16 protein-coding genes are annotated in these 12,254 nt (G+C 44.9%); 4 read left to right on the top strand and 12 right to left on the bottom strand.

The window, feature by feature from the left end; genetic code table 11:
* Positions 1 to 47: 47 nt before the first annotated feature.
* From nlpD to folB, 10 genes are all read right to left on the bottom strand, one after another.
* Positions 48 to 959: a murein hydrolase activator NlpD gene (gene nlpD / locus ACQEXT_RS16340; protein WP_426952955.1), complete on the bottom strand. Its 912-nt coding sequence runs from the start codon at positions 957 to 959 to the stop codon at positions 48 to 50.
* Between the two features lie 2 nt (positions 960 to 961).
* The gene (locus ACQEXT_RS16335; RefSeq protein ID WP_138971397.1) at positions 962 to 1,588 is read right to left on the bottom strand and encodes a protein-L-isoaspartate(D-aspartate) O-methyltransferase; all 627 of its coding nucleotides are present in this window, start codon (positions 1,586 to 1,588) and stop codon (positions 962 to 964) included.
* 2 nt (positions 1,589 to 1,590) lie between these two features.
* Positions 1,591 to 2,349, bottom strand: a complete 759-nt coding sequence (gene surE, locus ACQEXT_RS16330) for a 5'/3'-nucleotidase SurE (RefSeq protein ID WP_331416932.1) — start codon at positions 2,347 to 2,349, stop codon at positions 1,591 to 1,593.
* Positions 2,346 to 3,392 carry a tRNA pseudouridine(13) synthase TruD gene (gene truD, locus ACQEXT_RS16325; protein WP_426952954.1) on the bottom strand — a complete coding sequence of 349 codons (1,047 nt, stop codon included), beginning with the start codon at positions 3,390 to 3,392 and terminating at the stop codon, positions 2,346 to 2,348. The genes surE and truD overlap by 4 nt, the downstream gene beginning before the upstream one ends.
* Before the next feature lie 58 nt (positions 3,393 to 3,450).
* Entirely contained in the window at positions 3,451 to 3,927 is a 477-nt protein-coding gene (gene ispF, locus ACQEXT_RS16320; protein ID WP_331416935.1) for a 2-C-methyl-D-erythritol 2,4-cyclodiphosphate synthase, read from the bottom strand.
* Between the two features lie 3 nt (positions 3,928 to 3,930).
* The gene (gene ispD / locus ACQEXT_RS16315; protein WP_426952953.1) at positions 3,931 to 4,638 is read right to left on the bottom strand and encodes a 2-C-methyl-D-erythritol 4-phosphate cytidylyltransferase; all 708 of its coding nucleotides are present in this window, start codon (positions 4,636 to 4,638) and stop codon (positions 3,931 to 3,933) included.
* Positions 4,639 to 4,917 (bottom strand): cell division protein FtsB, encoded by a 279-nt coding sequence (ftsB, locus tag ACQEXT_RS16310; RefSeq protein WP_138971402.1) that lies wholly within the window; start codon positions 4,915 to 4,917, stop codon positions 4,639 to 4,641.
* Positions 4,918 to 5,028: 111 nt separating this feature from the next.
* Positions 5,029 to 5,832 carry an undecaprenyl-diphosphate phosphatase gene (locus tag ACQEXT_RS16305; protein ID WP_138971403.1) on the bottom strand — a complete coding sequence of 268 codons (804 nt, stop codon included), beginning with the start codon at positions 5,830 to 5,832 and terminating at the stop codon, positions 5,029 to 5,031.
* Between the two features lie 19 nt (positions 5,833 to 5,851).
* Positions 5,852 to 6,337 (bottom strand): 2-amino-4-hydroxy-6-hydroxymethyldihydropteridine diphosphokinase, encoded by a 486-nt coding sequence (gene folK / locus ACQEXT_RS16300; RefSeq protein ID WP_426952952.1) that lies wholly within the window; start codon positions 6,335 to 6,337, stop codon positions 5,852 to 5,854.
* On the bottom strand, positions 6,334 to 6,687 hold the full coding sequence (gene folB / locus ACQEXT_RS16295) for a bifunctional dihydroneopterin aldolase/7,8-dihydroneopterin epimerase (RefSeq protein ID WP_138971405.1): 354 nt from the start codon (positions 6,685 to 6,687) through the stop codon (positions 6,334 to 6,336). Before folB ends, folK begins: the two co-directional genes overlap by 4 nt.
* A gap of 153 nt (positions 6,688 to 6,840) precedes the next feature.
* Between folB and plsY the strand changes: the two genes are divergently transcribed.
* Complete coding sequence (gene plsY / locus ACQEXT_RS16290) at positions 6,841 to 7,452, top strand: glycerol-3-phosphate 1-O-acyltransferase PlsY (protein ID WP_426952951.1); 612 nt, start codon at positions 6,841 to 6,843, stop codon at positions 7,450 to 7,452.
* Positions 7,453 to 7,482: 30 nt separating this feature from the next.
* Here plsY and ACQEXT_RS16285 read toward each other — a convergent pair whose 3' ends face one another.
* Together ACQEXT_RS16285 and tsaD are read right to left on the bottom strand one after the other, a co-directional pair.
* Positions 7,483 to 8,298, bottom strand: coding sequence for an alpha/beta fold hydrolase (locus ACQEXT_RS16285; protein WP_426952950.1), 816 nt, complete (start codon positions 8,296 to 8,298; stop codon positions 7,483 to 7,485).
* Between the two features lie 120 nt (positions 8,299 to 8,418).
* Positions 8,419 to 9,435 carry a tRNA (adenosine(37)-N6)-threonylcarbamoyltransferase complex transferase subunit TsaD gene (tsaD, locus tag ACQEXT_RS16280; protein ID WP_138971408.1) on the bottom strand — a complete coding sequence of 339 codons (1,017 nt, stop codon included), beginning with the start codon at positions 9,433 to 9,435 and terminating at the stop codon, positions 8,419 to 8,421.
* A 229-nt stretch (positions 9,436 to 9,664) separates the two neighbouring features.
* Between tsaD and rpsU the strand changes: the two genes are divergently transcribed.
* From rpsU to dnaG, 3 genes are all read left to right on the top strand, one after another.
* The gene (gene rpsU, locus ACQEXT_RS16275) at positions 9,665 to 9,880 is read left to right on the top strand and encodes a 30S ribosomal protein S21 (protein WP_001145625.1); all 216 of its coding nucleotides are present in this window, start codon (positions 9,665 to 9,667) and stop codon (positions 9,878 to 9,880) included.
* A 26-nt stretch (positions 9,881 to 9,906) separates the two neighbouring features.
* Positions 9,907 to 10,350, top strand: coding sequence for a GatB/YqeY domain-containing protein (locus ACQEXT_RS16270; RefSeq protein WP_426952949.1), 444 nt, complete (start codon positions 9,907 to 9,909; stop codon positions 10,348 to 10,350).
* A gap of 100 nt (positions 10,351 to 10,450) precedes the next feature.
* A complete protein-coding gene (gene dnaG / locus ACQEXT_RS16265; protein ID WP_331416942.1) occupies positions 10,451 to 12,208 on the top strand; it encodes a DNA primase in 1,758 nt (585 codons plus the stop codon).
* Positions 12,209 to 12,254: the final 46 nt, after the last annotated feature.

Below are 12,254 nucleotides of genomic sequence, written 5' to 3'. Positions count from 1 at the left end.
AGACATTACTACGTCTAATGTCGCTATTTTACTCTAAACAGTAAATTTTATGGTAAGTAGCGTTTTGGATTGACTGACTTACCTTGATAGCGAATTTCAAAGTGCAAACGAACACTACTGGCTCCGGAGCTGCCCATTGTTGCAATCTTTTGGCCTGCTTTTACACTCTGTCCTTCGTGTACTAGCAACCGATCATTATGTGCATATGCACTGAGGTAATTGTCGTTATGTTTAATAATCACGAGATTACCGTAACCGCGTAGCGCATTGCCTGAATAAACGACGGTGCCACCTGCTGTTGATACGATAGATTGACCACGCTGTCCTGCGATATCAATACCTTTGTTCCCTTGATCTCCAGCAGAGAAGTTTTTGATTACTCTCCCTTTTGTTGGCCATAACCACTTGGAAATTTTGTTGTTGTTTGAAGTTGATTTACTGGCTGTATTGGTCACTTTTTGTTTGTCGTTAGAACCAACATACTCCTTTGATTTCGATTGATCAACCTTCTTAGGAGGATCTTTTTTAACCTGTGCTTGATTGTTTTTTGTACTACTTGGAGTAACCTTTTGATTCGAGTTTTTACTCGACACTGTACTCGTTTGTGGTTTCGACGGTACTGCTGCAACCGCGATTGCAGCTCCAGCACCTGTGCCACCATAGGCTGGAGCATTGTATGCAGGTTGCCATAGCTTAAGCTTCTGACCGGGGTAAATCGTGTAAGGCGCTTTTAATGAGTTGTAGCTAATTATCTCATTAACATCCTTATCAGTAACATAAGCAATGAAATATAGCGTGTCGCCTTTTTCTACCTGATAGTAACTGCCTCGATAACTGCCACGAGAAACAGAGCCATAGTCTTTTTGAAGACCAGATACTGGTGCAGGCGAATGAGCAGCACATCCAAATAACATACTGCTTAATCCAAGAATGAGAAGTAAGACGATACAACACTTCATTACTATGCAAGGTCACCCGCGACTAGAGGAACAAAACGCACCATCTCAATGATCTCTGAACTGAATTGATCATCTTGGCGAGTGATCTTTAACAGTTGCTGCTCTTCTGTTCCAACCGGGATAACCATAATACCTTTATTATTCAGTTGCTCTAGTAATGCAGAGGGCACCGATTCGGCTGCCGCTGTGACGATAATGGCATCAAACGGTCCCTTGGCTGGCCAGCCTTGCCAACCATCGCCATGCTTAGTCGATACATTATATATATCTAACTGTTTAAGGCGCCTTTTCGCTTCCCACTGCAATGCTTTAATACGTTCGATAGAGTAAACATGATCGACAAGCTGCGCTAACACCGCAGTCTGATAACCCGACCCCGTTCCTATCTCAAGAACACGACTGTCTCTGCTTAGCTCTAACATTTCTGTCATTTTAGCGACAATGTAGGGCTGTGAAATTGTCTGTCCCTGACCAATAGGCAACGCGTTATTATCATAGGCTTGGTGCATCATCGCTTGAGAGACAAATTGCTCTCTAGGAAGGCGATAAATAGCATCAAGTACCTTTTTATCTTGTATGCCACTCGCGACAAGAAAGTCGATTAATCTGTCAGCATGTGGATTGACCATTGTTACTTATCCTTTAACCAATTATCCATACTCGCAAGAGACTCATGGGCCGTAAGATCGACTTGAAGCGGAGTGATGGACACGTAACCGCGTTCAATGGCAAAAAAGTCGGTACCTTCACCCGCATCTTGTTCTTTGCCTGGAGGACCAAGCCAATAAATATCATGACCACGCGGATCTTTCTGCTTAATCATTGCTTCTGCGTGATGGCGCGCACCAAGTCGAGTCACCACAGTGCCTTTCAGCTGTTCAGGCTTCACATCAGGAACATTAACATTCAGTAAACGGTTCGTTGGGATCGGTGATCGAGCATGCTGAGCAACCATTTGACGCGCAATATTGGCGGCAGTTCCAAAATGATGTTTGCCAACTAAAGAGAAAGCAATGGCTTGAACACCAAGAAAATGACCTTCCATCGCTGCCGCAACCGTGCCTGAATAGAGCACATCATCACCAAGGTTCGCACCATGATTAATGCCCGTTAAAACAAGATCAGGCAGTTGATCTTTCATCAATTCGTTGAGAGCAAAATGAACACAATCCGTCGGCGTACCTTGCACAGAATAGACCTGTGGAGCTATTTGATTCACTCGCAAAGGCTGCTCTAACGTCAGAGAGTTGGAAGCTCCTGAACGGTTACGGTCAGGGGCAACAATCGTCACCTCTGCCATATCGCGTAGCGCATCTGCCAGAGTATGAATGCCTTCCGCATGCACGCCATCATCGTTACTGATCAATATTCTCAGACGTCTATCGCTCATTGGTATTGGCGCTCCACTTCGATCTCTTCAATGAGTTCTCGAATAATCGCTGTCGCGAAACAACCAGCGTCCAGAGAGAAGGTTAGCGTTACATTATCTCCCTCGACTTCCCAACTCAGATCTTGAGGCATCAAGCCAATTTCACGACGATCATGGCGCATTCTATTGCCACGAATCAATGCCATCAGATCGGGTTCCGCATCTAAATGAGGTTGCTCAAGCGTTAAAGCCTGATTCTTGGTAGGCAGTTCATTGTCACCGGCCAAAGCCGCTGTAAGCTGAACATCCCCTTGCATCAACTGGCTATTGACTTGATCTAAGCTGTCAAGTTCAACGGTTTGTAATGCGTTATCTTGTAGGATCAAATCACCATCGATAGCTTGCGTGAATAGACCTTTTTCAATCCGCTCAGAAACAATGCGGTTAAAAATCCATGAACGAGCCGCAGAAAGGTACAGACTGCGTTTGTTTTGGTTGCGCGTGCGAACATTTTCACGTCCCCAGCGTCTTGCCTCGCTAAGGTTGTTGCCTTGATTACCAAAACGCTGACTACCAAAATAATTTGGCACACCGACTTTACTCACCGCTTCTAGGCGCTGTAAAACATCAGCGACATCGGTGACTTCCGAGAGAGTGATAACAAATTGGTTCCCAACCAGATCGCCTGGACGTAACTTCTTGTTATGTCTATCTGTCGCCAATATCTCTATGTTCGGATATTGAGCAAGGAACGAAGAGAAGTCAGGCGTATCACCTTTAGGTAGATGAATGCTCAACCACTGCTCTGTAACAGCATGGCGATCTTTTAGACCAGCCCAACTGACATCCTTAGATTTTACACCACATACCTTTGCCAACTCGTTAGCGACAAAGCTGGTGTTTTCCCCGCTTTTACGGATGCGCACCATTAAATGCTCACCACTGCCAGTAAACTCAAAACCAAGATCTTCATTAACTTGGAAATGTTCTGGTTTGGCTTTTAGCTTACCTTTAGACGTTGGCTTACCATTTAAGTACGCCAATGAAGATAGAATATCAGACATAGTATTTTCCATACTGAACGAAGGATTGCTGTCGCATCCCCACGTTCAATAAGCTTTGTTATTCTTTAACAAGCAACACAACTGCTTCCGTTGCGATGCCTTCTTTTCGCCCAGTAAAACCAAGGCGTTCTGTGGTTGTTGCCTTGACATTAATATTAGTCAAATCGGTCTCAAGGTCTTGGGCTATAACTTGACACATAGCGTCGATATAAGGCGCCATTTTAGGGGCTTGGGCAATAATCGTAATATCCACATTACCTAAAATATAGCCTTGTTGACGTACTCTCCGGTACACATCACGCAGCAAATCTCGACTGTTGGCGCCTTTCCATTTGTCATCCGTATCTGGAAAGTGTCGACCAATGTCTCCAGCAGCAATCGCACCAAGCAATGCATCACATAAAGCATGTAAAGCCACATCACCATCGGAATGAGCAATCAACCCTTGTTCATAGGGGACCTCGACACCGCCAATAACAACGGGACCTTCTCCACCAAATTTATGTACATCAAAGCCGTGGCCAATTCGAATCATGAGTTATCCTTTATTTCTCGTCAGATAAAACTCGGCTAACGCTAAATCTTCCGGTTGAGTTATTTTTATATTGTCAGCTCGGCCATGAACCAAAGCTGGCTTCTCCCCAAGCCATTCAATAGCAGACGCTTCGTCAGTAATTGGGACACCTTGGTCTAGTGCTTGCGACAAAGCATATCTAAGCGGTTGAGTTTTAAAAAGTTGTGGTGTTAATGCATGCCACAATGCTTCCCTATCAACGGTGTGGTCGATATTTTGTTGAGCATTCGCTCGTTTCATCGTATCTCTGACTGGCGTAGCAAGAATGCCACCGAGTTGATTGGTAACCGCTACTTCAATCAGATTATCGATGTCATTTAGGTCAACACAAGGTCTCGCCGCATCGTGAACCATTGCCCACTGCGCTAACTGATTACTCTCGATGTAATCAAGGGCTGATAGCACAGAGTCCGCTCTTTCCTTGCCTCCAGAGACTCTTATCACCTCTGGATTATTCGCCAAACTGAGTTGAGGAAAATATGGGTCATCATCACTGATGGCGACAATAACTTTGCCGACTAATGTGTGAGTTAAGAGCTTCTCAACAGTATGCTCAAGAATGGTTTTTCCTGATATTTTAAGATACTGCTTTGGACGATCTGCCTGCATGCGACTGCCGACACCCGCAGCAGGAACCACCGCCACAATGGAGAGTGAAGAGGTTAACGTCATTTAATTATTCTCTCCAACGATACGATAGAAAGTCTCACCTTCTTTAATCATACCTAGCTCATGCCTAGCACGTTCTTCGATAGCATCTAGGCCTTGGCGTAAATCGTCTATTTCTGCGAACATTTCATTGTTTCTAGCTTGAAGATTGTTATTCACTTGATGCTGAACCTGCGTTTCAGCGTTCACTGCTTGAAAATCTGAAATACCGTTTTTGCCAAACCACAGTTCAAATTGTAGCCAGCCAAGAATCAAGCATAAGGTCAGTGCAAAAATTCGCATATGATTAATCAAAGAAGAGAAAGATCAAGACCACATATATACCACAATGTCGCTGCTGGCGCGAGATTGGGCTATGTGGTCTTAGTTAAGATCATGTTGAAAATGAATTCGTTAGTTCAGTGTCAAAAACGCAATAAGTCCGACACCAAGTAGCAAACGGTAAATGACAAATGGGGTCATTCCCATACGAGAAATTAATTTCAAGAAGAAGTGAATACAAATATATGCACTAATAAATGACGTAACGATTCCCGTCATCAGGAAGCCGAAATGAATGGGCTCACCACTAGTTACTAATTTGAGACCTAAGTAACCACCCGCAAGCAGAATAATTGGGATAGACATTAGAAATGAGAAACGCGCTGCCGCTTCTCTAGTAAATCCGAGATAAAGTGCGGCGGTAATTGTCGCACCTGAGCGAGAGGTTCCAGGGATCATTGCCAAAGCCTGGCTGATACCGATAAACAGAGCTTTCTTCCAATCGGCACTATATTCATCATCCACTAACTTGGCATTTTTATCGACAAACCACAGCAGCAAGCCAAAAACGATGGTTGTTGTCGCAATGACCCATGCGCTACGCAAGTAGATTTCAATAAAGTCCTTCATCAGTAGGCCAAAGACACAAGCCGGAATCGTCGCTAAAACTATCATCCACGCCAGTTTTGACTCTTTGCTTCGCTCTCCCTTAAAAATGGAGGCAAAGAAAGCAGAAAGAAGACTAACAACTTCATTGCGGAAGTAAATCACCACCGCGGCTAACGTACCAACATGGACGGCAACATCAAAAGCCAGGCCTTGATCTTCCCAACCTAAAATTGCCGAAGGTAGAATTAGATGCGCTGAACTCGAAATGGGCAAGAATTCCGTCAAACCCTGAATTAGAGCCAGAATAAAGGCTTCAAAGTAACTCATTAAAATCTCATCTTTTTTATTAGCTAAACCACATAGGAACAGGCTCTAGAACAACATCAAAATGGGATTGCTGCCAGATTTGTTCAATCGTTCGTCCATCTTGAGGCACAACCAGCTGTGGACAAAGCTCCACCAAAGGCTCGAGAACAAAAGCATATTTAAAAATATCGCTGCGTGGTAATTGCGGCTTTTCGCTGGAAACCTGTTCACCAAACAAAATAATGTCGAGGTCGACCGTTCTTGGCTCAAACTTACCCGCGTCCACCGCGCGCCCCCATTTCAGCTCAATATCTCTCAATTGACGTGAAAATTCTGTCAATGTAAGTGATGTTTTGATCTCTGCCACTAAGTTGTAGAAGGCATGGCTTTCAAAACCAACGGCTTCGCATTCGAAAATCGTCGAAAGACGAATATCCTGCCCGAGAGCGCTAAGCTCTTCAATCGCCGCTTGAATATGCTTGCGTCGATCGATATTCGATCCTATGCCAACATAAGCGGTTATCATGCAACGCCTCGTTCGATGATAACACCCACTCCTTTAGCTTGCGGTACAGCTCCTGGTTTGGTTAAACGAATCTTAATCCAAGGCACATTGAAACGCGTCATAATCAACTCAGCAATCTCTTCTGCAACACGCTCAACAAGAAGGAAACGTCCACCTTCAATATACGATAGAACGGCGGAACTCACCTGAGCATAATCGAGAGCATCAACAACATCATCGCTTTTACCTGCCGGACGATTGTCATGAGCCATTTCAATATCAAGCACTAACTTTTGCTTAATCTCTTGCTCCCAGTCGTATACACCGATCGTAGTAATTACTTCCAATTGCTCGATAAATACTTTGTCCATCTGTTACTTCCTTAGAGGTCGGATACCCAAATCAGGTAAAAAGTCGTACAATTTCTGCCTCAAACCTCGTACATGTGTAGTTTGAGAGCGTCAAGCGCGATATGATATCAGTTACTTGCTTGGCTAACACCTGTTTCGGACGAGTTCTCTACTATGACCCCACTAGCACTGGTTATGATCATTTCAGCCTATCTACTAGGCTCGATCTCGAGTGCGGTTTTAATTTGTCGTATTTTGAGATTGCCGGATCCACGAGGAGTGGGTTCGAACAATCCGGGCGCAACGAATGTTCTTCGAATCGGTGGCAAGAAAGCCGCGGTTGCTGTCTTACTCTGTGACATGCTGAAAGGCACCATACCCGTTTGGGGTGGTTACTTTTTAGGTATTGATCCCATTATGCTAGGCGTGATTGCCATAGCGGCTTGCTTAGGACATATGTACCCTATTTTCTTCCATTTTAAAGGCGGAAAAGGCGTAGCAACTGCACTGGGCGCGATCGCTCCTATTGGATTAGATCTGACCGCGATGATTATTGCTACGTGGATCGCTGTTGCTTTTTTGTTTCGATATTCTTCACTCGCGGCACTTGTCACTGTATTGCTCGCACCGTTCTACACTTGGATGATAAAGCCACAATATACTCTGCCAGTCGCCATGCTGTGCTGTCTGATCATTTTCAGACACCATCAGAATATAAAACGCCTATTGGAAGGTACTGAACCTAAAGTCGGTGAAAAGAAGAATGGATTAAATAAAGCCTCATAACGAGGCTTTATTTTTGGATGGCGAACAACTTTAAGCGTGAATTCTGTCTAGGAAATTTTTCAGCATTTCTGTGACAAATTCCGGCTGTTCAAGATTCGAGATATGCCCAGCCCTCGGGATCTGAATGAGTTCTGAACCACTAATGCAATCGTGCATAAGATAAGACTCTAACACTGGGCGAGGTTTATCCTCCTGCCCAACTGCAATCAGCACCGGCAGAGCAAACTTCTCAATATCTTCAATCTGATCTCGACGACCAAACACCATTCGCCCTACGCGTGCGACCTCTACAGCTTTCTCACCTTTCAATGCCAGCAGAGATTGAACGAACTGCTCCATCAATTGAGGGTTATCTTGCTGAACATTATTGGCAAAAAATAGCGGCGTGACGGCTTCGGCAATCGGTGCAGGCACCGCTTGTGCCTGACAGATGGCATCGAGCATCGCAAAATACTTTTTATGGGTAACTTCAGGCTCCAAGCCAACAAATGTATCCATAAGAACCAAGGCATTCACACGCTGCGGCGCGAGTGAGACAAGTTCAGTCCCCCACATTCCCCCAACCGATAAACCAACCAGTGAGAAAGTTTCAATATCTAGGTGATCCATCAACGCAAGAATTTGCTGAGCGTAGTCAGTGAGTGAGCGTGTTGAACTAGGAGCAAAGTCAGAACCACCATGTGCCCACAACTCAGGGACAATACAACGATAGTGTTGGCTCAATGCCTCAACCTGCGGAGCCCACATTTGGCTGTCCCACAAGTAGCTGTGACCAAAAACAATCACAGGTCCTTGACCTACATCCTGATAGGCCATTTCACAGCCATCAATGGCAAACTTATTCATCTTTTGTATTCCAGATATTATTTCCAAAGTGCAGCCTATCATTATTTGGGTAATGAAGAGCTCGGAGCTTAGATATAGCAAGGTCGCCCAATGAGGCGACCTTTTTTATGCATCGTTAGATTATGCAATAGACTCAAGTTGGTCGATCGGCCAACGTGGCACCGCTTGAACGGAAAGATCGGCGACTTCACCATTTTTTAGACGCTGCATACCTGCGTAAGCGATCATCGCGCCATTGTCGGTACAGAACTCGGTTCTAGGGTAGTAAACTTCGCCGCCGATTTTCTTCGCAAGCTGTTCTAAATCAGCACGTAATCTGCGGTTAGCACTAACTCCACCAGCAATTACGATACGCTTGAATCCTGTTTGTTCCAGTGCACGCTTACACTTGATAGTTAAGGTTGCACACACTGCCTCTTCAAACGCAAGGGCGATATCTGCACGCGTTTGCTCATCATCGCCATTCGCTGCAATGGTATTCGCGGTAAAAGTTTTTAAACCAGAAAAACTCATATCTAGACCCGGACGATCTGTCATTGGTCGTGGAAACTTGAAACGACCAGGCGTGCCTTTTTCGGCCAATTTCGATAGCAGTGGACCTCCAGGATAATCGAGCCCCATCAGTTTCGCGGTTTTGTCGAACGCTTCACCTGCTGCATCATCAATCGATTCACCCAGAATCTTGTATTCACCGATGCCTTTAACTTCAACCATCATAGAGTGTCCACCCGACACTAACACCGCAACAAACGGGAAAGGAGGTGGATTATCTTCCAGCATCGGAGCAAGTAGGTGGCCTTCCATATGATGCACAGGAACCGCCGGAACTCCCCAAGCATAAGCAAGGCTACGACCGATTGTTGCGCCGACTAACAACGCCCCCACAAGACCAGGGCCTGCCGTGTAAGCAACGCCGTCAATATCTTTTGGAGTCAGATTTGCCTCAGCCATAGCGGCCTTGATCAACGGAATTGTTTTCTTAACGTGATCACGAGAAGCCAGTTCAGGAACGACACCACCGTAATCGGCGTGAAGTTTTACCTGACTATAAAGCTGATGAGAAAGTAGCCCCTTCTCATCATCATAAATGGCAATTCCCGTTTCATCACAAGAGGTTTCGATACCAATAATGCGCATGGTTTACCCTGGATGTCTTTGTCTCAAATTCAAAATTGGCGCAATCTTACCGCGCCTTAGCTTCTCAAACAAATTTTGTGCAAACTCTACCCAACAAAATACTTTACAAAGCCAGTGTGATCGGATTAAAATTCCGCACCATTTTTGATCAAGCTGATTGTAGACCTAGCGACTAAGTTAGGTACTGTGAAGTCAGCATTAACGAATTAACCCCTGAGGTGAAAGGCATATGCCAGTAGTTAAAGTACGTGAAAACGAACCGTTCGACGTTGCACTACGTCGTTTCAAACGCTCTTGCGAAAAAGCAGGTATCCTTTCTGAAGTGCGTCGTCGTGAGCACTACGAAAAACCAACTACAGTTCGCAAACGCGCTAAAGCAGCAGCTCAAAAGCGTCACGCTAAGAAGCTTGCTCGCGAAAACGCTCGTCGCGTTCGCCTGTACTAATAACTAAGTCCTAAAGGATTCTAGTTATGGCTCTGATTGAAAAACTCAAAGAAGAGCAAAAATTAGCGATGAAAGCCAAGGACAAAGCGCGCCTTGGCACTATCCGTTTAGCTCTGTCAGCAATTAAGCAACGTGAAGTAGACGAACAGATTACTCTGAACGACGACGACATTCTTGCTGTTCTGACTAAAATGGTTAAACAACGTCGCGACTCTGTCGCTCAATTTGAAGCAGCTAATCGTCAAGATTTAGCTGATGCAGAGAAAGCTGAAATTACCGTACTTGAGGAATTTATGCCTCAACCACTCACTGACGATGAGGTAGCAGCATTGGTTGACAATGCGATTGCTGAATCAGGTGCTGCGGGCATGCAAGACATGGGTAAAGTAATGGGCGTTCTTAAACCTCAAATTCAAGGGCGTGCAGATATGGGTAAAGTAAGTGGTTTAGTTCGCGCTAAACTGGCTTAATCTCCCAAATCAATTGCAACAAGCCGTGCTATCCTTCGGAATGCGCGGCTTGTTTGTATCTACTCTTTCATTTTTTGTTAGTGCGTTTTTCTAAGGTTTTATGGCAGGACACATCCCTCGTAGTTTCATTGATGACCTCCTCGCTCGACTCGATATTGTCGACATTGTTGACGCTCGCGTAAAACTTAAGAAAAAAGGCAAAAACTACGGCGCTTGCTGCCCTTTCCACAACGAAAAAACGCCGTCTTTCAGCGTCTCTCAAGAAAAACAGTTCTATCATTGCTTTGGCTGTGGTGCACACGGTAACGCCATTGATTTTATGATGGAGTATGAACGCTTAGAGTTTGTCGAGGCGATTGAAGAGCTCGCCTCTTACCTCGGATTGGACGTTCCTAGAGAACAAAGACAAGGCGGTGGTTTTCAATCCAACCAACCGCGAGCCAATACGGAACAAAAGCGTAATCTATACGACATTATGGGCAGCATTGCTCAGTTTTATCGTGATCAGCTCAAACTGCCTAAAAGCAAAATAGCCATTGATTATCTGAAAGATCGTGGGTTGTCCGGCCAAATTGTACAGAAATTTGGTATTGGATATATAGCCGATGAATGGGACTTAGTACGCAAGAATTTTGGTCAAACACAGCAAACGCAAGATATGTTGGTTACTGGCGGTATGCTGATCGAAAACGATAATGGCAATCGCTACGACCGTTTTCGTGGACGTGTGATGTTTCCAATTCGAGATCGCCGTGGACGAGTGATTGGATTTGGTGGCCGTGTTATTGGCGACGGCACGCCTAAATACCTAAACTCTCCAGAGACGCCGATCTTCCATAAAGGCAAAGAGCTTTACGGCCTTTATGAAGTCATGCAAGCATACCGAGAGCCACCACAAATCTTAGTGGTTGAAGGCTATATGGATGTGGTTGCTTTGGCCCAGTATGGCGTGGATTACTCCGTCGCTTCGCTAGGTACATCGACAACAGGTGATCATATACAGCTGCTTTTCCGCCAAACAAATACCGTGGTGTGTTGTTATGATGGTGACAGAGCGGGTAAAGAAGCCGCGTGGCGCGCTCTTGAAAATGCGCTTCAGTATTTAAAAACCGGTAACACGCTTAAATTTTTGTTCCTACCTGATGGCGAAGACCCCGATAGCTTTGTCCGTGCACACGGTAAAGAAGCATTGGAACAAAAAATTGAGCAGGCTACTCCACTTTCAAGCTATCTATTTGATAACCTGATCGAAATCCATCAGTTAAACCTTGGGAGCCATGAAGGTAAGTCGGCGCTAAGGGCACACGCCAGTGCGCTTATTGACAAGATTCCAGATCCCTATTTTCAAGAGTTACTAGAAAAACTCTTAGATGAAAGAACAGGATTTGATAATAGGCTTCGCCAAGCTCGCAAAAAAAACACAGAGACTCGACCTCAGCCACATAAAGAGATCAAGCGCACACCAATGCGTGAAGTGATCGCTTTGCTTATTCAAAATCCGAACTATGCTGATATGGTACCGGATCTCTCAACTGTGAGAGAGTTAACAGTGCCTGGTCTAAGTTTATTTGTCGAAGTGCTTGAATATTGTCACCAGCACCCCAATATAACTACGGGCCAGCTACTTGAGCGCTGGCGAAATAGTAGCCATGAGGCATTGTTGTCACGTCTAGCTGGGTGGGAAATCCCCCTCGACGAAGACAACGAAAAAGATATATTTTTAGACTCGCTGGACAAAATTCTTGCCCAGTGTGTTGAAAAGCAAATTGAAAATCTGCAGGCCAAAGAAAGAAGCGTCGGTTTATCAACCGAAGAGAAACGGGAGCTACTAGCGTTAATGCTAGATTTAAAAGCGTAACCCTATTCAGATAGTCAGCAATCAATTAATTTGTTAAGATGTGTGG

The organism is Vibrio sp. TRT 29B02 (assembly GCF_050113655.1).
Taxonomy (GTDB): domain Bacteria; phylum Pseudomonadota; class Gammaproteobacteria; order Enterobacterales; family Vibrionaceae; genus Vibrio.
This window is presented reverse-complemented; position numbering and strand designations above follow the sequence as displayed.